This is a genomic window from Vibrio sp. 1457, assembly GCF_033340195.1.
GTDB lineage: Bacteria > Pseudomonadota > Gammaproteobacteria > Enterobacterales > Vibrionaceae > Vibrio > Vibrio alginolyticus.
Genome location: NZ_JAWOWA010000006.1, coordinates 99,273 through 123,932, shown reverse-complemented (window position 1 = coordinate 123,932; position 24,660 = coordinate 99,273). Strand labels below are relative to the sequence as shown.

General features: G+C 46.1%; 26 protein-coding genes and 1 pseudogene. 15 read left to right on the top strand and 12 right to left on the bottom strand.

Annotation, left to right across the window (positions count from 1 at the left end):
- The first annotated feature begins 21 nt into the window (after positions 1 to 21).
- The 5 genes from fliL (at position 22) to R7Z41_RS08595 (ending at position 3,491) form a co-directional block, all read left to right on the top strand.
- Positions 22 to 522, top strand: a complete 501-nt coding sequence (gene fliL / locus R7Z41_RS08615; RefSeq protein WP_005375011.1) for a flagellar basal body-associated protein FliL — start codon at positions 22 to 24, stop codon at positions 520 to 522.
- 12 nt (positions 523 to 534) lie between these two features.
- Entirely contained in the window at positions 535 to 1,263 is a 729-nt protein-coding gene (locus R7Z41_RS08610) for a FliA/WhiG family RNA polymerase sigma factor (protein WP_005375008.1), read from the top strand.
- Between the two features lie 10 nt (positions 1,264 to 1,273).
- Positions 1,274 to 2,131 (top strand): flagellar motor stator protein MotA, encoded by an 858-nt coding sequence (gene motA / locus R7Z41_RS08605; RefSeq protein WP_005375006.1) that lies wholly within the window; start codon positions 1,274 to 1,276, stop codon positions 2,129 to 2,131.
- Positions 2,131 to 3,126: a flagellar motor protein MotB gene (locus R7Z41_RS08600; RefSeq protein WP_005375003.1), complete on the top strand. Its 996-nt coding sequence runs from the start codon at positions 2,131 to 2,133 to the stop codon at positions 3,124 to 3,126. The genes motA and R7Z41_RS08600 overlap by 1 nt, the downstream gene beginning before the upstream one ends.
- Positions 3,127 to 3,203: 77 nt before the next feature.
- A complete protein-coding gene (locus R7Z41_RS08595; protein WP_005375002.1) occupies positions 3,204 to 3,491 on the top strand; it encodes a hypothetical protein in 288 nt (95 codons plus the stop codon).
- Here R7Z41_RS08595 and R7Z41_RS08590 read toward each other — a convergent pair.
- The 4 genes from R7Z41_RS08590 to R7Z41_RS08575 all read right to left on the bottom strand — a co-directional run bounded on the left by R7Z41_RS08590 (position 3,488) and on the right by R7Z41_RS08575 (position 5,034).
- On the bottom strand, positions 3,488 to 3,706 hold the full coding sequence (locus tag R7Z41_RS08590; RefSeq protein WP_017634431.1) for a DUF6500 family protein: 219 nt from the start codon (positions 3,704 to 3,706) through the stop codon (positions 3,488 to 3,490). The two genes, R7Z41_RS08595 and R7Z41_RS08590, sit on opposite strands and share 4 nt — an antisense overlap.
- A 10-nt stretch (positions 3,707 to 3,716) precedes the next feature.
- Positions 3,717 to 4,094 (bottom strand): PH domain-containing protein, encoded by a 378-nt coding sequence (locus tag R7Z41_RS08585; protein WP_005386881.1) that lies wholly within the window; start codon positions 4,092 to 4,094, stop codon positions 3,717 to 3,719.
- 112 nt (positions 4,095 to 4,206) lie between these two features.
- A complete protein-coding gene (locus R7Z41_RS08580) occupies positions 4,207 to 4,422 on the bottom strand; it encodes a TIGR02450 family Trp-rich protein (RefSeq protein WP_054576599.1) in 216 nt (71 codons plus the stop codon).
- Positions 4,423 to 4,560: 138 nt separating this feature from the next.
- Positions 4,561 to 5,034: an HPP family protein gene (locus R7Z41_RS08575; protein WP_064369614.1), complete on the bottom strand. Its 474-nt coding sequence runs from the start codon at positions 5,032 to 5,034 to the stop codon at positions 4,561 to 4,563.
- Between the two features lie 99 nt (positions 5,035 to 5,133).
- Between R7Z41_RS08575 and R7Z41_RS08570 the strand changes: the two genes are divergently transcribed.
- Positions 5,134 to 5,679 (top strand): TetR/AcrR family transcriptional regulator, encoded by a 546-nt coding sequence (locus R7Z41_RS08570; RefSeq protein ID WP_064369613.1) that lies wholly within the window; start codon positions 5,134 to 5,136, stop codon positions 5,677 to 5,679.
- 84 nt (positions 5,680 to 5,763) lie between these two features.
- Here R7Z41_RS08570 and R7Z41_RS08565 read toward each other — a convergent pair whose 3' ends face one another.
- On the bottom strand, positions 5,764 to 8,202 hold the full coding sequence (locus R7Z41_RS08565; RefSeq protein WP_206970605.1) for a formate C-acetyltransferase/glycerol dehydratase family glycyl radical enzyme: 2,439 nt from the start codon (positions 8,200 to 8,202) through the stop codon (positions 5,764 to 5,766).
- A gap of 2 nt (positions 8,203 to 8,204) precedes the next feature.
- Complete coding sequence (locus tag R7Z41_RS08560) at positions 8,205 to 9,146, bottom strand: glycyl-radical enzyme activating protein (RefSeq protein ID WP_064369611.1); 942 nt, start codon at positions 9,144 to 9,146, stop codon at positions 8,205 to 8,207.
- A gap of 254 nt (positions 9,147 to 9,400) precedes the next feature.
- Between R7Z41_RS08560 and R7Z41_RS08555 the strand changes: the two genes are divergently transcribed.
- Positions 9,401 to 10,075 carry a fructose-6-phosphate aldolase gene (locus R7Z41_RS08555; protein ID WP_137283015.1) on the top strand — a complete coding sequence of 225 codons (675 nt, stop codon included), beginning with the start codon at positions 9,401 to 9,403 and terminating at the stop codon, positions 10,073 to 10,075.
- Between the two features lie 239 nt (positions 10,076 to 10,314).
- On the opposite strand, the gene R7Z41_RS08550 is transcribed toward R7Z41_RS08555, so the two are convergent.
- The 4 genes from R7Z41_RS08550 to R7Z41_RS08535 form a co-directional block, all read right to left on the bottom strand.
- A complete protein-coding gene (locus R7Z41_RS08550) occupies positions 10,315 to 10,743 on the bottom strand; it encodes a DUF2809 domain-containing protein (protein ID WP_206970604.1) in 429 nt (142 codons plus the stop codon).
- Positions 10,730 to 12,070: a cell envelope integrity protein CreD gene (gene creD / locus R7Z41_RS08545; RefSeq protein ID WP_206970603.1), complete on the bottom strand. Its 1,341-nt coding sequence runs from the start codon at positions 12,068 to 12,070 to the stop codon at positions 10,730 to 10,732. The genes R7Z41_RS08550 and creD overlap by 14 nt, the downstream gene beginning before the upstream one ends.
- A gap of 75 nt (positions 12,071 to 12,145) precedes the next feature.
- A complete protein-coding gene (creC, locus tag R7Z41_RS08540; protein ID WP_104980176.1) occupies positions 12,146 to 13,588 on the bottom strand; it encodes a two-component system sensor histidine kinase CreC in 1,443 nt (480 codons plus the stop codon).
- Complete coding sequence (locus R7Z41_RS08535) at positions 13,588 to 14,298, bottom strand: response regulator (protein ID WP_053307945.1); 711 nt, start codon at positions 14,296 to 14,298, stop codon at positions 13,588 to 13,590. Before R7Z41_RS08535 ends, creC begins: the two co-directional genes overlap by 1 nt.
- 259 nt (positions 14,299 to 14,557) lie before the next feature.
- On the opposite strand from R7Z41_RS08535, the gene R7Z41_RS08530 reads away from it, so the two are divergent.
- Positions 14,558 to 15,070 (top strand): DUF2799 domain-containing protein, encoded by a 513-nt coding sequence (locus tag R7Z41_RS08530; RefSeq protein ID WP_005374970.1) that lies wholly within the window; start codon positions 14,558 to 14,560, stop codon positions 15,068 to 15,070.
- A gap of 34 nt (positions 15,071 to 15,104) precedes the next feature.
- On the opposite strand, the gene R7Z41_RS08525 is transcribed toward R7Z41_RS08530, so the two are convergent.
- Both R7Z41_RS08525 and R7Z41_RS08520 read right to left on the bottom strand, forming a co-directional pair.
- Positions 15,105 to 15,563, bottom strand: a complete 459-nt coding sequence (locus R7Z41_RS08525) for a GNAT family N-acetyltransferase (protein WP_206957654.1) — start codon at positions 15,561 to 15,563, stop codon at positions 15,105 to 15,107.
- A 24-nt stretch (positions 15,564 to 15,587) separates the two neighbouring features.
- Positions 15,588 to 16,058, bottom strand: coding sequence for a GNAT family N-acetyltransferase (locus R7Z41_RS08520; protein WP_005386917.1), 471 nt, complete (start codon positions 16,056 to 16,058; stop codon positions 15,588 to 15,590).
- A 132-nt stretch (positions 16,059 to 16,190) separates the two neighbouring features.
- Here R7Z41_RS08520 and R7Z41_RS08515 point away from each other — a divergent pair, with 132 nt between their 5' ends.
- From R7Z41_RS08515 to R7Z41_RS08485, 7 genes and pseudogenes are all read left to right on the top strand, one after another.
- A complete protein-coding gene (locus R7Z41_RS08515; RefSeq protein ID WP_206970602.1) occupies positions 16,191 to 17,381 on the top strand; it encodes an MFS transporter in 1,191 nt (396 codons plus the stop codon).
- A pseudogene (gene yidZ / locus R7Z41_RS08510) lies at positions 17,356 to 18,320 on the top strand (HTH-type transcriptional regulator YidZ). The gene R7Z41_RS08515 and the pseudogene yidZ overlap by 26 nt, the downstream one beginning before the upstream one ends.
- A gap of 141 nt (positions 18,321 to 18,461) precedes the next feature.
- Positions 18,462 to 19,331 carry a DMT family transporter gene (locus R7Z41_RS08505; RefSeq protein ID WP_206970601.1) on the top strand — a complete coding sequence of 290 codons (870 nt, stop codon included), beginning with the start codon at positions 18,462 to 18,464 and terminating at the stop codon, positions 19,329 to 19,331.
- Between the two features lie 388 nt (positions 19,332 to 19,719).
- Positions 19,720 to 21,894, top strand: coding sequence for an FUSC family protein (locus tag R7Z41_RS08500; RefSeq protein ID WP_206970600.1), 2,175 nt, complete (start codon positions 19,720 to 19,722; stop codon positions 21,892 to 21,894).
- A gap of 10 nt (positions 21,895 to 21,904) precedes the next feature.
- Entirely contained in the window at positions 21,905 to 23,551 is a 1,647-nt protein-coding gene (locus R7Z41_RS08495) for a TolC family protein (RefSeq protein ID WP_053350009.1), read from the top strand.
- Complete coding sequence (locus R7Z41_RS08490) at positions 23,551 to 23,754, top strand: DUF1656 domain-containing protein (protein WP_005374946.1); 204 nt, start codon at positions 23,551 to 23,553, stop codon at positions 23,752 to 23,754. Before R7Z41_RS08495 ends, R7Z41_RS08490 begins: the two co-directional genes overlap by 1 nt.
- Positions 23,755 to 23,766: 12 nt before the next feature.
- Positions 23,767 to 24,657, top strand: coding sequence for an HlyD family secretion protein (locus tag R7Z41_RS08485; protein WP_225477319.1), 891 nt, complete (start codon positions 23,767 to 23,769; stop codon positions 24,655 to 24,657).
- Positions 24,658 to 24,660 lie beyond the last annotated feature (3 nt).

Here is a 24,660-nt window from a genome sequence, read left to right as displayed (position 1 = left end):
GAATCTTCGAGGAAAAAGGTTATGACCAAACAACAAATGATCGCCCTGTTTATCGCCATGATCATCACCAGTGCCCTCGTTTCGGCCGTCACAATTATGGGCGGAATCTGGTACTTAAACAAACACGCTCAAGAGTCACCTGACTCTGGTTCACTGATCGAAGACTCTCCACTGTCTTTTTTGGTCACAGAACAACCGACAAGTAAAGGTCCTAGCTTCCATCCTTTGGACAAAGTCGTTTTGACCGTTAAAGGCAAGAAACAGACTCACTTTGTGATGCTAGAACTGGCAATTGAGACACGCCGCCCAGAGCGTATCAAAGAGATCGATGAATACATGCCTATGGTACAAAACTCTCTATTAAAACTGTTTAGCGACAAAACGTTTGATCAGTTACAGCAAGCGGGTGCCATCGATATTCTGCAAGACGAAGTGAAGCAAACGCTTCTACTCGCTTTTGCTAAAACAGACATCGTCCGAGAAATCGACGATGTTTTGTTGACTAAATATGTTGTGCAATAACGGAGCACAACCATGTTAGACATGAATGTACAAGACACTTACACCACAGAAGAGGAAGTGACAACACCGTCACGACCAATTGATGAAAACGCATTGCTACAACGTCATCAGGTCATGGTAAAACGCGTAGTTAACCAGCTGCGCGTTCATGCCACTTCTCACTGTAGTATTGAAGATATGCAGCAGATAGGCCTTATCGCTCTAGTCGAGGCTGGACGCCGATATGGCGATGTTGACGATCCTCACTTTCCTGCTTTCGCCGTTTGTCGAGTTCGGGGAGCTATTTTAGACGAATTACGCCGACTAGATTGGCGTTCACGTAAGACTCGTCAACAAGCCCACGAGCTCAACGACGTGACTCGAGATCTCACTCGAACGTTAGGTCGAATGCCAACGGATGCCGAAATCATCCAGGCTTTAGGGACGAATGAGCAAGATTATTACAACCGCCAAAATGCCGCTCTCGCAGGCGAGATGCAAAGCCTTGACCAACTGATGGAGAGCAGCGGTGATAGCTACATTGGCGGGCAATACGATGGCATGGAACATGAACATATTCGTCGTAGTTTAGACAGTGCTTTGGGTAAATTACCTAAGCGCGATCAACTGCTCCTGACTCTGTTCTATCAACATGAACTCAACTTACACGAAATAGCTCTGGTATTGGATCTGACACCACCTCGTATATGTCAGCTTCACAAACAAGCGCTGAAACAACTCAACCAATTAATGTCCTCTTAGGAGTCACAAGATGCAAAAGTTTTTTGGAGTGCTCACTATCCTGGTGTGCGTCTTCGGTGGATATATGTGGGCCGGTGGTAGCTTAGGTGCTATCTGGCAGCCAGCCGAATTCCTTATCATTATTGGCGCCGCTGCTGGTTCTTTGATCATCGGTAATCCGCCTCATGTACTGAAAGAAATGCGTCGCCAAGTGCCAGCGACCATTAAAGGTCCAACAGAAGAGCATGAGTACTACATGGAATTAATGGCACTACTCAACAACTTGCTAGAGACAGCGAGAAACCGCGGATACAAGTTTCTGGATTCTCATATTGAGGCTCCGGAGCAAAGCTCTATGTTCCTCGCTTACCCGACGATCGCAGAAGATCATCGCCTAATTTCTTTCATTACTGACAATTTACGTTTAATGGCAATGGGACAGATGTCGCCTCATGAATTAGAGGGACTGCTAGAGCAAGAAATCGAAGCAATACAGAACGAAATGCTTTTACCTTCACGCTCACTACAGCGTACAGCTGAAGCACTACCTGGCTTCGGTATTCTTGCAGCAGTTGGTGGCATCATTATCACCATGCAAGCTATTGATGGCTCAATCGCTATGATTGGTTATCACGTTGCGGCAGCTCTCGTTGGTACATTCATTGGTATTTTCGGTTGTTACTGTGGCTTAGATCCACTAAGTAACGCCATGGCTCAGCGAGTAAAACGTAATATGACTGCTTTTGAGTGCGTTCGTGCAACCTTGGTTGCCTACGTAGCGAAAAAGCCGACATTGCTCGCCATTGACGCTGGTCGTAAACATATTCAGCTAGACATCAAACCAACATTCAACCAAATGGAGAAGTGGTTAGCTGAACAGGAGGGATAATGCAAAAACAAGAGCATGTAGTGTTCAAACGTGCCAAAGTATACAGCCATGATGAGTCGTCTCATGGCGGCGCGTGGAAAGTCGCGTTTGCTGACTTCATGATCGCCCTAATGGCGCTGTTTCTTGTACTTTGGGTTATGCAGGTGGTAGACAAAGAAGAGCGTAAAGCGATTGTTGCCCACTTGCATAGTTCAAGCGTATTCGACAAGAGTTACGGCAACCCATTTGATACGTCACAAAGTATTTCTCCTATCGACTTGGCACAGGACTCTTCTGTGCCAAGTAAACACAACTCCAACCATGTAGTAAGCTCTTACTTTAAAGGTGATGGGGATGGACCAGAAATTGATTCTTTGATTCCTGGTAACTTCGATACTCAAGAGCAACTTGCCGCACTAGCAAAAGTAATTGAGCAAATGACTGCCCAAATTAATGCGCAGGGAAATGTAAACGTCACGGTGACACCACAAGGTTTGCGTATCGTCCTTCAAGATGATTACAAACAGCATATGTTCAGCCGTGGTGGTGCAGAACTTACTCCTTTTTTTGAAGATTTACTGCTCGCACTAGCACCTGTATTTCATCGTGTTAACAACCCTCTGATCATCAGCGGACACACAGATGCAATTCCATTTAAAAAGCGTTTTGGTCGTCAATCTAACTGGGCGTTATCAGCCTCTCGAGCAGACGTAGCAAGAAATACGTTAGTTGAAGGCGGTATGCCGGACGATAGAGTAATGCAGGTAACGGGTATGTCAGATAGAGCGCTGCTTAATCCTGATGAGCCAGATTCTAGCGAAAACCGTCGTATTGAGCTGTTTGTTTTAACGACTCCTGCCGCTAAAGTGCTTGAAACCCTTTTTGGCAACCACCAAGAAAGTGAACTGCAAAAAGCGAAAGATAAGGCTGAATTTAACCAACCAGTCATTCGTCAAGAAGTCATCAATTACTCCGGCGATACCGCCACCAGCGAAGTAAAAATTCAAGAATTATAATCTTAAAAGGTCACCACTCTGATGGTGACCTCTCTAACCAAAGCCTCTGTTACTGTGACTTTTTAGTTGAGTTCTATATGCACATAACATCATCCGAAAAAAGAAAAAGCGACTTACTGAAGAAAGCCTTTTTATGGCTCATTGTCTTCGATTACCTTTTATTGGCGTTTTTCTTAACTCAGCTATCAAGTATGACACTAAACAGCGGAACCATGATCAGCTTGTTACTTGTTGTTTATAACGTCTTACTTGTTTCGCTATGTTTTCAACGAACCAACAAGCAGGACTCTTACATTATCTACCCTGTTTTGTCCGCAACGTTATTAGCATTTGTCTGCTTTCTTTACTTCTTTTTTTTAATTTAGCTCCCCGACTCGACCATTGATTTTATTTTTACTGCTTTTTCGAAGTGGTCGAGCTGATGAGTCTGAATCCACCACGTAGCCGCTTCCATCAACAGCTCTGGGTCGTCATTTTTATTAGCGAAAAACGCATAAAATGAGAGACCAACCAATTCACCTTTACTCGCGATCTTTTTGTCACAGACCTCTATAATTTTGTCTCTCAGCGAAGCTCTCATTTCTAACCCCTTAACCTAGTACATACTCACTAACCATACGGTTGAAAGAAATCAAATCAAACGAGCCTTTAATTTCAAAACGCACTCTTCCCACCTCACTCATGAAGAACTCGATTTCACAATCCAAATCAAAAGTACCAGAGGTCTCGATAGAAAATGCATTGATCTTACTGTAAGGCAAAGAAGTGTAATCCACTTTTGAGCCGGTAATCCCTTGCACATTTGCCGCTATCACTCGCTTGTTCGTAAACACCACTTGGTCACGAACTGTTTTAAAAGCAGCGAAAATAGTCTCACCATCAATCAAGAACTTAAGGAAGTCTTCTCTGGCATTAGAAACGTCAATCGGCTTAAGCTTAAATACAGAGGAATTGTCGAAATCAATCATAATTAATCCTTTGAGTGGGCGTTAGAACGAATTATCAACGTATCAGATAGCACCACTTTTGCCTACTCGCAACGCACGTTTCTGCTTGATTCGCCCAACAACGAAGCGTCACTCACTTCCACCCTTGCATCCATTGCTCAGAGTCTTTTAGGTCTTGCCAGTTCATCTCTTGGTCGCGTTTACTCATGACTGCCTCGATGACACATCTCACAACGTTACCATCTTCATCTAGTTCCATTTCCGTCACGACAAAATGCTTCTCTTTGTTTTTAGGTGAAATTGCCGTCCATTTACTGTGCAATAGTTTCTTAGGGTGGATTCTGTTCATCGCATTGTACCAATTTAACTACCATGTTGATGTATACGACTGAATACCAAGAGAGAATCAGATTTTGTTTTTGCAAACCGACAAAAGATAAAACCGCAAAAGAGATCACTCCCTTTCGCGGCTCTAACTACAATCCGACTAGGTCTTCTGACCATTCAATCGAGGATTTAAGTACTGACTTTGTAGCAACTGTAACCCTTTACCGACCAGAACAATCACTATCGCGCCAATCAGGACAGGCGTGAAGAGAAAACTCCATCCCTGCCCAGACGCCATGATCAAAATTGGATTTGCACCCGCAGGTGGATGAGTGGTCTTCGTAATCAGCATCGCAGACACACCCAGCCCCGTCGCAATCGCGAGCGTGACCGGCGTGACGTCAACATACTGGCTAAACGCAATACCGATAGAGGCCGTGATGAAGTGACCAATGATCACGTTTTTGGGTTGAGCAAGAGGGCTGCCTGGCACCCCAAACACCAGTACTGCGGTAGCACCAAATGGTGCCATCAGGAGTACTACCTCAGTAAGAGATACCTCGGCGTAAGACAACACACCAATAGCCAGCGTAGCGCCAAGTCCGGCAACCAACGATAAAATTAAATTATTCATAAACACCTCAAAAGTAGACCAAATTGTCTACAAAATAAAATAGACAAACCTGTCTACCTTTGTCAATATGTGTTTATGGAACTTTTTGAGGACGTAGTTATGAACAAAAAGAAACAGTTATTGATCGACACAGCTTTGTCACTGTTTTACAAACAAGGCATCAACTCTATTGGCATCAATGAAGTTCTCAATGTTTCCGGCGTGGCTAAACGCACGCTATATAACCATTTTGAGAGCAAAGAAGCGCTTATCATCGCCGCATTAGAACAACGCCACCAAATATTTATGGAATGGTTGGAGGAAAAGCTTTCTTCAGCACAAACGTGCGCGGAGGTGATCGATCAGTTATTTACTGCACTCAACGGCTGGTTTCATGGCTCTGAAGAAAAATTGGGCGAGTTTCGCGGTTGCTTTTTCATCAATACGTCCGCGGAATTCAGTGACGACAGTGGCGAGATCGCAACGTATTGCCGCTACCATAAGCAGCAAGTCAGAGAGCTAATTCAACGCTATCTCAAATCAGACAACGCTGCATTACTCGATGCCATTTGCATCATGAAAGAGGGCGCGATCACTACCGCTTACATGACGAAAGAGTACGACAACGTCACGAAAAAATGCGTGACCATTTTGCACAAGCTGTAATGCGGTCAGGTATAGTCATTTGCGGATTAAGTATTCAAACGAAAGGCACCAATCGGTGCCTTTTGTTTTACTTAGTGAGTGTACTTACAGTTCGTGCTCAGTACGTGCGATGATGTCGTCTTGCGCATCTGGTGATAGTGCAGTGAAGAAGGCTGAGTAGCCTGCGACTCGCACAACAAGATCACGATATTGTTCAGGGTTCTTCTTCGCAGCTAGCAAGGTCTCACGAGAGACGATGTTGTACTGCACGTGCCAACCTTTGTGGTGGTTGAAGAAGGTGCGAATCAACATAGAAAGCTTGAGCTTATCCCCTTCAGACTCAACCGCTGCCGGGCTTAACTTCTGGTTAAGCAGCACGCCACCAAGGATCTTATTCGCTTGAATCTTACCAACCGAGTTGTACACAGCCGTTGGACCTAAACGGTCTGAGCCAGATGACGGGCTTGCACCTTCAGCTAACGGCGTTTTCGCTTTACGACCATCTGGCGTTGCCATGGTTGAAGCACCGAATGGGACGTTTGCCGAAATACTTGATGTACCTGCGTAGTAACCGCCGCCAATTGGACCACGCCCATGACGCGTATTAACGAACTGCTCTAGCTCATCAATGTACACTTGGTAAGCGTCTGCCAGTAGTTGGTCTACTGCGTCATCATCATTACCGTATTTTGGTGCAAAGTTGATAAGACGTTGGCGAAGCTGCTCGTTCTCCATGCCGTCGAAATCTTCTGCCAATGCTTTTGCTAGCTGTTGTTGTGAGATAAGGGGCTGAGTGATTTGCGCGTCATCGAAAACAAGGTGCTTGATGGCAGCTAGGCTGTTACCCAAGTTTGCGATACCGACTTGCAAACCAGATACCCAGTCGTATTTAGCGCCGCCTTCTTTCACGGTTTTACCGCGAGCCAAACAGTCATCCACCAGCGTTGAACAGAAGATGTCTTGTGCCTGCTGTTCAAGCACACAGTCAACTACCGTATCAACCTCAATCGATTTACGGGTGTAGTAGCGGATTTGCTCAGCCCAAGAAGCCGTCACTTGCTCAAAGTTCTCAAAGTTACCTTTTGCTAATGACTTATCGTGCGGCAAGAAGGCTTTACCCGTTGTTGCATCCACACCTTCGTTCAATGAAGCGAGCAGGATACGAGCGAAGTTAATGAAGCTCATGCCCGTACAACGGTAACCCCATTTGCCCGGAACCGCCGTCTCGATACAGCCGATAGAGGCGTAGTTGTAAGCATCTTCTTTCTCTACACCAAGCTTGATGAATTCAGGAATAACAATTTCATCGTTGTTAAACGCAGGCATACCGAAGCCGCATTTAATCACTTCGATACAACCCATTAAGAACTCTTGGTTCAAACCTTCGTGGTAGCGCACACTCAAGTTAGGTTGCGTCGAACGTAACTGGCCACAAGATTCCAGAATCGCCCAAGAAAGGGGATTCACTGCGTCTTCAGGCTCACCCTTTTCATTCAACTTCTGACCGCCGATACACACATTTTGGTACAGCGGAGAACCTGCGGAGGCTTTTGAGTGCGCGCCAGAGCGAATCTTGTTTACTTCAAGCAGCTTCAACCAGCAGCTTTGTAATAGCTCTAGTGCAAAGTCTTTTTCAATCGCGCCGTTTTCGATATCGCGAACATAAAATTCGTTTAGGAATTGGTCCATACGACCGAAAGAAACCGAGTGACCATTCGATTCGATTTGTAGCATCAACTGAACGAAATAGCTCAACTGCAGTGCTTGCCAGAAGTTTTCTGGTGCGTGGCTCGCGACATGACGACAGTTTGCCGCAATGCTTTCTAACTCAGCTTTGCGCAGCGGGCGTGTCTCTTCTAGCGCCATTTTTGACGCCAATTCAGCGTAGCTCACTATGTGATCTTGAATCGCAAGCAGTACGATTTCGACCGATTTGTAGAACTGCTCTTTCTTCAAGCCTTCAAAGGTCGAAACATCATTGTTAGCACGGTGCTGACGAACATCCTCTAACAAACCGTTCATGCCTAGCTTCAAGATTTTCTCGTTGTCCACCGCAAGGTGCGCGTCACCCGAAGTCATGTTGCCTTCGGCTTTAATGATGGTGCTGGCTAAGATTTCTTGCTGCTCATCAGTAAACAAGCCATAACAACGGTCTTGAACGGTTTTGCCACGCCAGTACGGTGTGATGCTGTGGATGCTTTGTTTATCTTCTTCAGTGACCGCAAAGCCTGCACCAGGACGGTCGGCTAGCTCATCAATTTCCGCTTCAATCCAACGTACAGTGTATTCCGGGAAAATAGGCGCAGCGCGTACTTTGCTCGCTTGGTTACCGACGATTAACTCATCATGCTTAATCCAAATCGTACGAGTGCGTAAGTGCTCTTGCAGTGCTAGCGCACGTTGGACAATTACAGGTTTGTCTTCGTTCGCTTGATAAGCACGAGTGTATGCCTCTGCACGCTCGGTACAGACAGGTGGCGTTACGATATTTACCAGTGCCGATTTGTGCGCTTTGATACGCTCAGGAAGGTAATTCAGGTCCATAGTTAACCTCTTACAATCACGTTAAGTTGGGTGTTTTCGCTTGCGTATTGCATGGCGCTTTCTAGCAGTTCTGGTTTGTTTAATGGCTTGTCAGAACACTCGTAAGGCATATCGAGCAAACGGTATTTATTGATGCCGAGCGTGTGGTACGGCAGCAAGTGAAGTTCTTGGCAGCTCTCTAGTGAAGCCGCAAAATCGATGATGTCTTTCAACTCTTCGATGGTGTCATTGAACCCCGGCACAACGGGAACGCGAATCACAATGCGTTTCGCGATAGGTGCCAGTTTTCGGAAATTGTCTTTGATGCGTTTTAGTGAACCTTTCGCCCAGCTAAGAAACTTTTCTTCGTCGGTATGTTTTAAATCCGCCAACCAGCAATCAATATGCGGCGCGGCTTTTTCGACGTACTTCCACGGCACATGCATGCACGATTCAATAGCGGTAGAGACTTGGTTGTCATGCAGACGCTGCGCGAGTTCTGCCACCAAATCCGCTTGCATGAGAGGCTCACCACCGGAGAAGGTCACGCCACCTTGGCTTTGGTCGTAGAAAGGTTTGTCCTTCATCAAGGTGTCGAACAGCATGTCTGATTTTGCTTCTTCACCGCAGACGGTCAGTGCTTGCGTAGGACAGACGTTTCGCAGCGCGATCAGTTGGTCTTCTTTGATGGCTTTGCGATTGATGATGATCTGGTTGTCGATGCGTTGAATACCATCGTTCACCGTTTCACTACCCGCAGTAGATTGAGTTGTAGCTTGATAAGCAGAAACGCACAGCTGGCAATCTTCCATGCAGCTTCGCTGATCAAACAACAGTGAATGCTTTTCGCTGCGGCTTTCTGGGTTTTGACACCAAGGGCAAGACAAGCTGCATCCTTTAAGAAAAAGAATGGAACGAATGCCATCGCCATCATGGGTAGAGAATCGTTGGATATTGAAATACATCTCTGCTTGCCTCTTGGTCTGTGCTACCGCTGTGTACTTAATCCGTTTCTTGCTGGTTAAGTTTTATCAGCGGCTTTTCTTTGTTCGAACTGAAAGCTTCATTTGAGCGTTTACAAGTTTCACTTAACTTTCATTTAATGAAATTATTATAGTTTCAAATGAAATTTCAATTGATCAAAATCAAGATCTCGTTCGATTGTCAGATCTATAGTGATCCCATCATCAAAACGAAGATTTTGTTTAAGGTAGAAACCATGATCGAACTTTATTTAGATACTGCTGATGTGGCAGAAGTAAAACGCTTTAACCAGTGCCTACCGCTAAAAGGCGTGACGACAAACCCAAGCATTTTGGCGAAGTCAAAGCAGGGACTGAATGAAACCCTAGCAGGTATGCAAGAAGCACTTGGCGGGACACCTCGCTTTCATGCTCAAGTCGTGAGTTCAACCGTCGAAGGCATGCTGGCAGAAGCGCGCCAACTGAATGAATTGCCTTACGATATGGTGGTAAAAGTGCCAGCAACAGAAACGGGCTTAGCAGCAATTAAGCTAATGAAAGAAGAGGGAATTCAGGTTCTTGCTACCGCTATCTATTCAGCTCAACAAGGCTTCCTTGCAGCACTGTGCGGTGCAGACTACCTAGCACCTTACGTAAACCGCATTGATGCGATGAACGGCAACGGTGTTGAAGTGGTCGCGGATCTTCAATTGTTGCTCGATCAAAACCAACTACCAGCGAAGATTTTGGCAGCCAGCTTCAAGAACACTCAACAAGCGATGGAGGTGATGAAACTGGGCATCGAAGCCATTACATTGCCAACCGATGTGGCGGCACAAATGTTCGCACATCCAGCAGTAAAACCGGCGGTTGAGCAGTTCGATAAAGACTGGAGAGAGACGTTCGGCGAGAAACTTTCATTTGAAAGTTAATTAAAAGTAAGAACTCAATATCTTAGTCAATAATAAGGGAATCTTAACTCACCCTGTGCGCCGGTGAGTTAAGATTCCCTTTTTGTATTTCATATAAAGAGGCGAGGTTTACAGCCGTTCTCTATTGGTCAGTGACCAAAGGTACACGCGTTTGAGTAAACTGATTTTGAGCCTCTTACGAATACCTCGTTTGGAATGGCGGAGTCGGTTTGGTAGCACAATGGCTCTCATCTCGGTTTTCATTTCTTTTCCATCCCCCAACACAGTAGACCTCCGATACAGTAAGCCAGCAGATCTTTCCAATCAAATGTGGCGCCCAAAATCACAGCCAGAGGCGATGAAGATTCGATACCAAGCCAAACCGCGACCTGTAACAATTGCCCTAACTCAACAGCGAACGCAATCAACACCACCAATGAAACCAGCCAGTTAACGGGCATAGAGAACATACTTGCAAGAAAGTAGTAGAGCCAAACCACAACGAGAACATCACCAAATGTCGGACGAATAAAGCTGTCTCGAACATAGAGTGCAATAACGACCAATGCGATAAAACACACCAAGCTTTTCAGTCCATTTTTTGCAGAAAATCGCAGGTGGATAGCGGATGTCTCTTCCACCATATCACTTGGCTGACCAGTGAGAATTGCTCGTTTAAACATCTTCATGATTCGCCTTTGCGCTTTCTTCTGCTTTCTTATTTCGTGCGTACCAGTCGATGTTGCGTGTAATAACCATAGTGAAGCTCAAAATCGCGAAACACAGCAATGCCCCCATAACCAATGCGTAGCTTTCTGCTTGTAGCAAGCCAAACAGTAATCCGTAGAGAGTGAGCAAACACGCTCCGAATATCGCGCCGTGCTTGGTGTTGCTCAACATACCGCTCACGTACACACTTAAAAGCCCCGTCGATGCGACTGCCGACACCACATACGCCCAGTTAAAGCCTAGGTGTTCACTCATCGAAATCAGCAACAGATAGAAAAGCGCTAAAGCCAGACCAATAAAGCCGTATTGCACTGGGTGAACCGGACGCGCTTGGAACAGCTCCAGTAAGAAGAAACTCGCAAATACTAATGTGATAACCAACAGTGAATAGTTCACAGCTCGGTGAGACTTCAAATAGTGGTCAACGGGGTCAATCAAATCTACGCCCATTTGTCGCTGTTCAAGCTCGTGACACGCATGATTCGATGACAAACAGCTTTGGAACAGCTGCGCGATATTGGTAGAGAAGTTATTGCTCGCCCACTGTGCATTAAATCCATCTTCAGATACCTCTGACGACACCGGTAAGTAATCACCGATAAAGCTTGGATGCGCCCATTTTGAAGAGAGCTCAACCGTTGTTTGACTGCCGATTGGTGTGACTTGAAGCTGCCCCATCCCTTGCAACAAGAAGTTAAGATCGAATGCCAAAGGTTGTTCTGCGTTTAGGTCTGCAAGTGTCAGAGTACTGTGGAAGCCTTGTGGTAACTGATTTAACCCCGTTCCCGGTGCGACTTCGATATCAGAGCTCGCCATGGTCATGTCATCCAAACGAATTAATCCGCGGCTGTCTTCAATGCCAACCACTAGGCTCATGTTGTCAATATCAAGCCCATGCAACGCCGCGAGATCGTCTGCATCGAAAGTGCCTTTCAGTGCCACTTGTGCTTTGTATAAACGCGCACGGTAAATGCCTCGGTACTTTTCAAAACTGTCCAGATTCGCGCTCATATCAAAAGTGCTAGGTAAAAGAAATTTACGACGCTCTTTAATCTGTACTTTGTCATCTCGGTAACTGGTTTCGGTGTAGTTAACCATGATGAATGGACCAATGATGCGCTGCTCGCCGCTGCTACTGCGTGCGATGTCGTTTCTGACTTCATCTTGGCGATATGAGCGTTCTGAGATCAGCCCTGTGACCATTGAAAGCGGGATTTGCAGTAAGACAAACAAAAACAGCACGAAGGCGAACTTCGTGCCGAGTTGGTTATTGAGGATCTTTTTCATGTTTCATTCTCCATTTGCTGATGGAAGTAATCTAAATCAGCAATTTGGAGAACGAATGGAGCTAATGTGGAGTTTCTATGGAGTTGGTAAAATCAGGGTCACTTTCACGCCAGAATCGACGTTTTCGACTTGTAACTGACCTTTGTGCAGCTTGATCACTTGCTCAACAAAATTCAGCCCGAGCCCAGTGCTCTTAACGCCATTTTCCCGAGCGAGGGAGTAGAAGCGTTCCGTCAAACGCGACATCGCGTAGTCGGGAATGTGAGGACCTGAATTGAAAATCGACAGGCACATTTTCTCTTTCGCGACCTCAGCTTTCCATTCAATGCATCCCTCCGAATCAACAAAATCCAGCGCATTGTCCATCAAGTTAAAAACGGCTTGTTTCAGTAAGAAGGCATCACCAAGCACGGCGAGATGGTCATCAATTTGGATGTTGGCAATCACCGACTTTGCACTCAAGCGCGCATCCGCCGATTCAACCACTTCATTGACCATTTGTTTTAGCGAGATAGCTTCGACTTGCTCTAGCTCGGGGCGCTTTTCAAGACGAGCCAGTTCGAGCAACTTATCAATCAATGACTGCATGCGGTCGCTTTCTCGCTCAATGTTGCCAGCAAAGCGCGTGACCTTTTCTGCAGGCAACGGCATTTGCAATATTTCACTCGCGCCTTTAATCGCTGATAACGGGCTTTTCAGCTCATGAGTCAGCGTCTGTACGTACTCTTCCACATATTGTTTACCATCGAGTTGATTGCGCATCTTCTCTAATGCGTCGCTTAGCGTGCCGTACTCATAAAAGATACGAAATGTCGGCTTAGAGACCTTTTCACCTTCACCCATTTTGGTCGCGTAGTCTTCTAGCTTGTTCAGTGCTGAGTGAATTCGCCAAGCAAACAATGCCCCTGCCAATAGCACTAAACCACTCATCCACACCATCCAAAACAGCACATTGCGTTTAGAAAGATCGATGAAGGGTTGTACTGAGCGATTGGATTTTGCCACCGTCACGCTGCCAATGATTTCACCTTTGTGGTAAATGGGCGCAGCCACGTGCATAACGGTTGAGAGCGGATCTTTAGGGTCTTCGATGGTACTGCGCGCGCCGTATTGACCACGCAACGTGAGATATACATCGTTCCATTGCGAGTAGTCTTTGCCTACGTCTTGCTGCCAAGAATCCGCAATCACAATGCCTTGTTTATCGGTAATGTAAATTCGATGGTTAATCGCTTTTTTGCCAATTTCCCAAATGCGCGCTTGAGGCTCTCGCTGCCCATAAGCCGCTAGTAGTTTGGAGAAGCGACTTTCAGACAACTTTCCGTTCGCAACATCTTCTTCTGCCAATACTGCAAGCAAGTTCGCCATATCCACCAGCGTCTCTTCGGTGGTTTGACGCACGGTTGGCTTAAGTTCTTGGACGACCGTTTTGCTCACCATGTAAGCCGTCATTCCGACTAAGATGAAGTAGAGAAAAAACAGTCTGAGTCCAAGAGGGATCTTCGGCCAGCGATTCATCATTCACCTTTAATGCAGTAAAAGTAACCAAAGCCACGCTTGGTACAGATGCGTTCAGACATCTCAAACGGCTTCAACTTATGGCGAATGGCTTTGATGTGGGTATCAATATTGCGCTCGTACGCAGCTTCCGGCGCCATGTCAGCAGCGACCATAAGTTGCTCTCGGCTCAATACATTGGAAGAGACAGAAATCAGTTTATCGAGAATCTTAAATTCGACCGCAGTTAACCCAAGCATTTGCCCGCCAACACCGTAGTCGAAGTTCTGCGCAACTAAATCATGGTTCAAATGAGGTTGTTCTGGAACAGCTACAGGCTCTGGTTTGTCCTCCATCATTGGCGCTTTAGCTTTGATTCGAAGTTTAATGCGAGCCAACATTTCGCGCGGGCTAAATGGCTTAGTCACGTAATCATCCGCGCCAATTTCCAAACCGACTACGCGATCAATTTCATCGCTTCTTGCGGTGAGAAAGATTATGGGAATATCAGAAAACTCACGGATGGTTTTGCATAATTCAAAACCATTGCCATCCGGTAAGCCTACGTCTAAGACAAGTAACGCTGCGGAGTTGTGCTGCAAAAAAGCTAAGCCCTCTCCTGCTGTTGTAAACCACTCTGCGTGGTAGCCATCCATCTCTAATACATGAATCAGGTTCTCTGCGATAGCAGATTCATCCTCGATAATAAGGACGGTGGGTTGTTCGCTCAATGTCTTAGCCTCATTGACGGTGTTTATCTTTATGTTGGTATTATCACTTAATTTGGAGCCAAGGCTAGTGGATTGATGCAGCAAAGGCGCAGTTCGTGGATAATACTAATCAAACACACTTCTATTCAGCATAATAAATTTATCACTTAGATTAATGGGTCACCACAATTGTGAATACAATGATTTCAACCATTGATATGAACAGTGTTCATTTTAAACTCAAGTTATCAATTCGATTTTATTTAAAGGACAGTCACTGATGAAAAGAGCGCTAATCCCCCTGGCTTTACTGACTTTGCTCTCAGGTTGCGCCAGCATGTCTCCGGATGAGTGCAAAACGGCAAACTGGTACAACGTAGGTTATCAAGATGGCCGAGATGGCAACGATCCAAACATTATCAATAGCTATACCGAAGACTGTGGTGAAGCGGGTGTGACACCCGACCGAGCGAAATGGAAAGAAGGCTTTGATAAAGGCACTATCCAATATTGCTCACCAGACAATGGGTACACTGTCGGTATCGAAGGCAAAGAATATTACGGTGTATGCAGCAGCAAAGAGTTTATTGAGAACTACCAGTTAGGTCATCAAGAATATCAACGCCAGCAACGCATCCAACAAATCGATACTGAAATCTCGGTCATCGATAATCAGCTTGATGGCAATCCAGACAAAGATAATGCCAAGAGACTGAAAGAGAAGAGAAAGCGATTGGCTGACGAGCGTTCAAGCCTCTTGTCGCCAACCATCAACTTGAATCTGAATTTCTAAATCGATTGGATTTAGCTTCTAAAAATTCATGGCCCTAACTCAGTTCTAGGGTCATGAATTGACTGTTCGGATCGAGTTCGTAATCCCCGAACGGCTCGCAGTACACAAAGCCATGCTTTTCATACAACAGGCGCGCTGGTTTAAAAAACTCCATCGAGCCCGTTTCTAAACTCAAGCGCTGCAAACCTTTTTGCTTCGCTTGCTCAATCACATGAATCAATAATTGAGATGCCACACCTTGGTTTCTTGCCGTAAGCGTGGTGCGCATGGATTTCAGCTCCGCGTGTTGGTCATCCAACTCTTTAATCGCTGCACACCCAAGCAGTTGCTCACCTTTCCATCCGGTCCAAAATGTCACTTCTGGCGCTTTGAGCTTATCTAAATCTAACGCATGCACGCTTTCTGGTGGTGACGTGGCGTACATGTCCTGTAAATGTCCTTCCAACAGCGCTATCACTTGCAGCCGTTCTAAATTGTCGATTTCAATCCTCATCTTTCCATCCTTGGTTTTTCCTAGCTAAAGCGGCTGTCTCATAATGTGTTGCGGTCCAACGGGGCCGCCGTGGTAAAGCTCATTGGTATCTTCAAACCCTGATTTTAAATAGCACTGATAAGCGGGTATGTTGCGGCAATTCACAGTGAGATAAAGCGCATCAAACTCGGGATAATGGCGTTTGGCGAAATCGGCAAACTGTTGAATGGCTTGCTTGGCGATGCCTTTGCCTTGATGACGGTGATCCACCAGCAAAGCACGTACGCCTAAACTGTTTTTCGGGCAAAAATCGTATTTCTCGCTGTAAGCAGCATCAAATAGAAAAAAGCCAACCACATCATCGTCTGTCAAAATCAGATGCGGAAGTTCTGTAGGTTCAAGACGCGTAAGCATTTCACCCACATCCGCGACCGTAAACTGCGATTGCTCTTCTAGCACACTAAGTTCGCAAGTTTGTTCATGTCGCTCAGGCGAATACTTTTCAATGGTAATCATAATCTTCCTTGTTGTTTTTATGCTCAATTCATACAGGGTATGTCGTAAATAGAAATACCTGGTGTCGTATTTCCCACTCGCAGGCAAACGTTTAGCACTCTATTATCCTCGCCATTCGATAGAGAGGTTTCCATGTCCCGTTTTTTACTTTGCAGTTTTGCACTCGTCTTACTCTACCCTACTGCCATTGATTTGTATCTTGTTGGTTTGCCTCAAATTGCGTCAGATCTCAACGCCAGTGAATCTCAGTTGCATATTGCGTTTTCGATCTATTTAGCTGGCATGGCTACCACGATGTTATTCGCGGGAAAAATTGCAGACTCTGTGGGACGAAAGCCTGTTGCCGTCGTCGGCGCGATGATCTTCGTGCTCGCATCTTTTCTCGGCGGGATGGCTGAACAACCAAACACTTTCTTGATTGCTCGCTTTTGCCAAGGCGTCGGTGCTGGATCTTGCTATGTCGTCGCGTTCGCGATTTTACGCGACACGTTAGACGATGAACGCCGCGCGAAAGTATTGTCGATGCTCAATGGCATCACCTGTATCATTCCAGTGATCGCACCCGTGATTGGTCACTTGATTATGCTGAAATTTCCTTGGCCGAGTTTGTTTACCACAATGGCAGGAATGGGCATTCTCGTCAGTGTATTGGCCATTTTTGTTCTCAAGGAATCACTACCCAGCCAACAAGGTGAAGAACAGACAGCGCCAGAGAGCCATCAAGAGACTTTCTTCGAGCGATTTTTTATCAGTAGGCTGATCATTACTGCACTTGGAGTGACCACCATTCTGACCTTTGTTACCGCTTCACCAATTGTCGTGATGAGCATGCTTGGTTTTGATCGCGGCGGCTATTCTTCCATCATGGCAGGGACTGCGACGATCAGTATGTTGATTTCGTTCTCGGCGCCATTGGCATTGGGGATTTTTAAGCAGCGAACCTTAATGATCACCTCTCAAGTATTGCTCGCTTGTGCAGGCATCGTGCTCAGTGCTGCCCATTTCCATGATGGACAATCTCTTTACTATGTATTCGGACTTGGGCTGATTTGCGCTGGTTTCGCTTGTGGCTTTGGCGTGGCCATGAGCCAAGCGCTCAGCCCATTCTCTCAACAAGCTGGCGTGGCTAGCTCGTTACTGGGCATTGCTCAAGTTTGTAGTTCAGCGTTCTATATTTGGTTTATGGGTTTCATCGGCGTTAGTGCACTGAATATGTTGGTGTTTATCTTATTGTTAGGTAGCGTAATCAGCCTTGCTCTAATACTATTGATTCCAAAGCCTGTTCACGATACCCATTATGAAGAAATCCCTAGCGCGACTTGATTTAAACTTACTGTTCACTCTGCAATTATTGCTGCAAGAGCAAAGCGTCTCGAAAGCCTCGAAAAAGCTGAACGTTACGCCCTCTACCGTAAGTAAGTCGCTCAACAAACTTCGTCATTGGTTCGATGATCCTTTGTTTGTCAAAACACCTAAAGGTCTTGCGCCAACGCCCTTGGCGCAAAGCATGGAGCAAGATCTTGCAGAATGGCTGCAAATTGGCTGCCAGATTGCAGAAAAACGCAGCGATATTACGCCTAAAGGAGTGCGGATATCACGATTGAGTCGCCATTAGTGCTCACAATGCTGGACAGACTCATCGTCGCTATCCACCAGCGATACCCTGAAGCGAAAGTAAAAACCAGTAACTGGGATTACGACTCACTCGACGCCATCATTCGAGGCGAGGCGGATATCGGTTTTACCGGCCGAGAGAGTCACCCGAGATCGAAAGAGTCGTTGGATCTTCTGCCTTATTTCTTGGATTTTGAGATTCTATTTTATGACCTGCCGATGGTGTATTTACATAAAGATCATCCGGCATTACAGCAAGAGTGGAATCTCGAGACCTTTCTGAGCTACCAACACATCAATATTGTTTGGGAAAAAAGTGAAACTTGGGCGTTGGATGAAGTATTAACGGAACTAGGGCTACAGCGCTCTATCGGGCTGACGATGTCCAACTTTGAGCAATCCCTTTTTATGGCAGCGCAGCCGACGCATGACATGATCACCACCGCGCCGCACTATTGCAAAAGTTATACAGAAAAGCTGCATCTCGATTTGGTGTGCTTGCCAATTCCATTAGACCAAGCTCAACAAGACAAGTTACTGATTCCATTTACCATGATTTGGCATAAACGCAATGCGTACAATCCCAAATTGCTATGGTTGAAAAACACCATTAAGTCATTGTACAAACAACCTTCCCAACCACAGTAAGACTCAGGCTAAGGTCAGGTTTTATCTGGTTATTTTTAATGACTTTCTTGCTCTGATAGCTATAACTAATCACTTTATCAACTAATAAAAATGTTCTTTTGGATCTACACTAGCTGTTCATTTACACGCTAAGGATCAAGGATGTCGACCTTTTTACTCACTGCTATTGCAATGCTGGCGTTCGCTGCCAATTCATTATTGTGTCGAATTGCCTTGGCAGAAGGGTTAATTGATGCAGGAAGCTTCACGCTCGTTCGATTGATATCTGGCGCGATTACCTTAATCGCAATGCTTGTCGTGAGAGGCCAGTGGAAAACCGATCGGCCAACTTCTCGCTTTCGCTTTTTTGCTGGCGTGGCGTTATTTGGTTACGCTGCCCTTTTCTCTTTCGCGTACTTACAACTGGCGACAGGAACTGGTGCTTTGCTTCTGTTTGGTGCCGTGCAACTGACGTTACTGGCAATCTATTGGTGGCAAGGTGAGCGCTTTCAGTTTCTCGAAATCATCGGTATCGGCCTTTCGATTGTTGGCTTTGTTTGGTTAATGTTGCCATCTGCCACTCGCCCCGATATCAGTTCTGCACTTCTCATGTTGATTTCTGGCGTTTGCTGGGCTGCGTTTACTGCGCTCGGCAAACAAGCGCCTTCTCCAAGTAGTGGCATCACGTGGGGATTCATCGCTGCATCTATAATTGGCATACTCCTATCACCATTGATGCTGTCCTCAATCCACCTTTCTTTGAGCGGAGTGTTGCTCGCTATCGCATCTGGTGCCATTGCCTCTGGCCTTGGTTATACACTTTGGTACCAAGTCGTACGTAAGCTCTCTTTGCTTCAAGCCGCCGTCAGCCAACTTTCCGTGCCAGCCATTGCTTTGCTACTCGGCAGCATCGTACTCCACGAGCCTCTTTCACTGCATACTCTTTTAACCAGCGGCATCATTCTTGGTGGGATCGCTTTGGTTTTTTTATCTCGATCCAAAAAAACAAACGAACAATCGGCAAGCCGATAAAAAGTAATAACTTTCCCTCTCAAATACCCATTCATCATCTATGCTTTTTAAAGCAGTAAAGCTCATTGCAGATGGTACAAGTGGTCTGCTTTGGTACCAGGCGAAGAATATAAGGTGAGAATTGGCTCACACAATGCAGCGATTTTGTTTCAAAAGTGAGAATCATCACAGATCGCGAATTTGCTCGTTTTAGGCGTTTCACCAATAACGCCAAGGGCTAGCGCGAGATCAAGCCAAATACGCACTTTTTGTTTTGACAAAGGGTTTACAAAGCACACTTTTTCACCCGCTATATTCCGCCCCCCGAATTTATTCAGAACAAGATTCTGATTATTCATATAAGAAATTCATCAACTTATAACGATAAGCCTGAGCAAACTTTGACACTATGAACGACAAAATAAAATTCGCTATTAAAGTATCGCTTAGCCTAACTCTGGCTTATCTGATCCCGTTTGCCATGGGTTGGCCGCAAGCATCGACGGCCGCAACCACAGTGATGCTGATTGCATCCACAAGCAGTCGTCGTGAATCCCTCGCCAAAGGTACCTTACGCGTGTTAGGTACATTGGTTGGTGCCGTGGTTGGCTTGTTACTGGTGGGGTTGTTTGCTCAAGATCGCTTGCTGTACATGCTGAGCGTGTCGGTTGTGGTCTCTTTCATTTTTTACTTCCGTAATGCCTATCAAAAAGATCCTACGCTACTCATGCTGACCGGTGTGATGACGTTGATGATGTCCAATGGCGGTGACGCAGAAGGTGCGTTCCTTTATGGCGTTGACCGCGCCTATATGACGGTGTTTGGGGTGGTGGTTTACACACTCGTGGGAACTTTCTTATTCCCGACCAAAACAGAACAAAACCTAAGACAGCTCATCGAACAACTCAACCAAGCACAACGCGCGTTGTTCACCGCTATCTTGCAAAATTTCGAGCAAAAATCGGCAGGGCAAATCTCTCCTCAAGAAGGCGGAGAAGAAAATCCAGAAGCTGAAGAGCCACAACCTAGCGTGGACACTCTCATCGAACAGATGTTTGCCGCCCAAAATGCGCTCGAACAGCGCTTTGCTACGGTCAGTGTGGAATGCAGTGAAGTGTCGGCCTACATGAAAGAGTGGCGCTTGGCGGTTCATTTGAACAAGCAGGTAACGCAACAATTGACCGTTGCGGCGCACAGCCACTTTAGCCACCAGCAAGACCGTGAAAGCATCAGCAACTTTGATCAAGCCGTTGCGGAAATTGACGCGCTATTTGATACCTGCCAACAAGTCTGGGACGAAAAAGAACCCGCTTTTCGTGTTCAGGAATTCAAAGTCAAATACAACCAAGCGTTGCTAGAAGACGCAACTCACCTAGAGAAAGGCTCTGCGCTTACGCTTGGTCACCTATTGGAACTGATGCATCAAAACTTGTCACGTTTAGCTGAGAGCATTAGCTGTATTGACTCTGTGACGAATAATGTCTCCTTTGACGTGCCACTGCCGAAACCGAAAGGCAAGTTTCTATGGTGGGACGCAGAAAACTTTAAAACTGCGGTCAAAACCTTTGTTACCTATTGGGTTGCAGGACTGATTTGGATTTACTTCAATCCACCAGGCGGCTACTCATTCGTGGTCTTCTCGACCATGTTTATGTCTTTGCTGTCGTTCGTGCCTGTGCACCCAATTTTGTTGCTTGTGCTGTTCACTTTCGGCTTCTTGTTCGCGGTACCTTCTTACGTCTTCATCCTTCCGCAATTGGATCTCGGATTAGAACTTGGCCTGTTTATCTTTATCTACACCTTTATCGGTTTTTATCTGTTTAACGGGCCAGTGACGATTTTCTATATGATTGGCTTGTTTGTTCTCGGTTTAGATAACAACATGTTTTATCACTTCGGGATCCTCATGACGATCATGCTGTTGTTTTACATGGTGGTGTTCATGATTATTTTCGCGCACTACTTCCCGTTTAGCTCACGACCAGAACACCTCTTTTTGACCATAAAAGAACGCTACTTCCGACATACCCGAGAGCTCTTCACTACCTATCAACAGCAGTCCAGCTCGGTTGTTACGCCGCTCAAACGGGCCTTGCACTTGGTGACGCTCAATGTCTCATCGAAAAAGCTCAAAGTGTGGGGTTCGAAAATCAACCACAAACACTTTGATAAAACCACGCCAGAAGCGATCGGCGCGTTTAGCAAAGCGTGTGATGTACTCAGTAATCACATCAACATCTTAATGGCCGCCGAGAAAAAGTTGATGACCAATCCACTAATTACTCAGCTTCGCCAACAGCACCGCGATTCCATCATTCCTTTGATGGCGGGCGCTTTAGCCAGCCATCAAGCAACACAAGAACTCGACTCCGTATTCGACCAATACAGTCAAGATTACCAAACATTCGAAGATAAACTGGAAGATTTTTTTAGTGAGTTGGATTTATCTGACTACGCTTATTCAGAGATAGCCGGTTTTTATATCTTGCTGAATTTAAAACGGAACGTGTTCGAAGCAATCAAGCATTGCAAGCAAACCTACGAGGATATCGATTGGGTGAACTTACAACAGAAGCGTTTTTAAAGGTGGGGATATGATGCTTCCAAAACTAACCAAACCAAGCCTCGCCATACTTTCTTTGCTCGGACTCAGTGCGTGTACCACGGTAGGACCAGATTATGTTCATCCAAAGCAGGCGCCACTGCCAAGTGACTGGTCGGTGCAAAAAGCAGCAGCCAAAGATACGCAGCAATCAGAGCAACAGCTACAACAATGGTGGCAGCAATTTAATGACTCGACTCTTAATCAGCTGGTTGAGTTGGCGAGCAAACAAAACCTCGATTTAGAAGCCGCAGGGCTACGAATTGTACAAGCACGTTCATTGCTTGGTATTTCGACGGGCTTGCAATACCCACAAGTTCAAACCGTGTCAGGAAACCTAGCGCGTGCCTACGTAAATGATCAGGGCGTGAATAACGCCACTTTGTCGTTTGATGCTGCTTGGGAAATGGATGTTTGGGGCAAGTATGCTCGCGGTATTGAGTCGGCAGAAGCGGGTTACTACGCATCCATCGCATCGTATCACGACATCATGGTCACTATAACCGCCGAAGTGGCGCGCAATTACATCAACTATCGCACATTCCAAGAACGTATTTTGCTGTCTCGCCGCAATATCGAGATTCAAGAGCGTGTCGTACGTATTACTCAGGTGCAGTTCGACTCTGGCAACGTTACAGAATTGGACGTTCAACAAGCTAAAAACCAACTCTACACCACCAAAGCAGCGTTACCGAGCCTCGAAGTGGCAATGAAGCAGTCACGTACTGTGTTGGCTTTGCTACTGGGTCTGTTACCAGAAGAAGTAGATCGACTGCTACAGTCGGATGGGATGCACAAGCAAATCGCTGAGTACGAAGCCCAGTTCAAATCGACGGGCAGAAAATCGGCGCTATCAGGCACCGACGAGCGCTCCATTGTGCCGCGTCCACCTCTGTTGGATACCCAAGTGGACGCAAACTTAGTGATGCGACGTCCGGATTTGCAAGTCTCTGAGATGCAAGCTCGCGCGCAGAGTGCGCAAATTGGCGTGGCGGCAACCGCTCTGTATCCAAGCTTTTCGCTGTTCGGTTCCATCGGTATCGACAGTACGGTTCCCGATGGCAGCAGTTTCAGTTTTAGCGATTCGCTCACCATGGTGGTTGGCCCAACGTTCAGTTGGAACATTTTCCAATACGGACGCGTGAAAAATAACATTCGTTTCGAAGATGCTCGCTTCCAAGAAACGCTGACGAACTACAACAAAAAGGTACTGCAAGCCGTTAATGAAGTCACCAATGCAATCGAAGCGTATGACCTGTATTTGCAGCAAAAAGATTTACGCTTGCAATCGGTCAACTCTTCCATTCGTGCGTTCAACATATCCATGACACAGTACGAAAACGGACAAATTTCATTCGAACGTCTGCTTAACTCGGTAGAAAAAATGACCCGCGCAGAAGACAGCTACGCAACGATCAAAGGTAATGTTGCGAACCAAGTTGTCGCGCTCTACAAAGCCCTCGGTGGAGGCTGGCAAACCCAAACAGGCAAACCTTTCATCAGTGAATCGATTGCCACGCAGATGACAGAGCGCACTGACTGGGGAAGTTATTTAAATGAAGAAAACCGCGTATTGCCGCCTTTGCGACTCGAAACTCCGGCTGAGACCAGTGATGAAAACAAAACGGAGGATCGGTAATGCCTCATGAACTCTCTTGGGGAGACGTTTACTTTTCTCCTACGCTACTCGTGCTCTTTCTCGCCGTCACGGCCACGTGGATAACGGTGATGATATTGAACAAGACACGTTTGTCTCGCTTCATCGCTTTTCCGTCTCTGACGTTTATTGCCATCATGGTCGGTTATGTGGTGGCCATCGACAGCTTTTATATTCAATTTTAGGTGCCAAACAAGATGAAAAAACTATTCGTAATCGCACTCAATCTTGTCATTCTTGGTGGCGCAGCTTGGCTCGGCTATCAAAAGTTTGAGGAATACTTTAATAACCCATGGACACGAGATGGGCAAGTGCGTGCTAACGTCATCAAAGTGGCTCCTCGCGTATCAGGCCCAATTGTAAATGTCGCGGTGCAAGACAACCAAGAAGTAAAAATGGGGGATTTACTGTTTGAAATCGACCCTGCGACTTACCAGGTTGCGTTATCTCAAGCCGAAGTAGCACTGGAGCGCTCCATTGTTAGCTCTCGCGGTAAAAAAATCGAATATGACCGCTTAAAAGACATTCGTGCCAAAGACCGTGGCGCAGTTTCTCATAAGGATCTGATTCGTCGTGAAATCGCTTACGAAGAATCGCTACTGCAAATCAAATCTGCAGAAGAACAACTAAAATCAGCACGCCTTAACCTCAGCTTTACCAAAGTTTATGCGACCGTCGATGGTTTTGTATCTAACCTCGATATTAGAAACGGTACGCAAGCGGTCGCAAACCAACCACTGCTCGCACTGATCGACAAAAACAGCTTTTGGGTATTTGGTTTCTTCCGTGAAAACCAACTTGCGCAAATCGAACCTGACAGCCAAGCGCGTGTCACTTTGATGTCTCACCCAGACACGCCAATTGACGCGACGGTTGACTCGATTGGTTGGGGTATTGCGCCCAAAGACGGCACGGTCGGCTACAACCTTCTTCCAAACGTAAACCCTGTTTTTCAGTGGATTCGCCTAGCACAACGTATTCCGGTGCGAATCTCCCTACAAGAACTTCCTGAAGATGTTGATCTTCGATTCGGGCTTTCTGCGTCCATCATGGTGATGAAAGAGTCATCCGCAGAAAGTGAACAATAACTA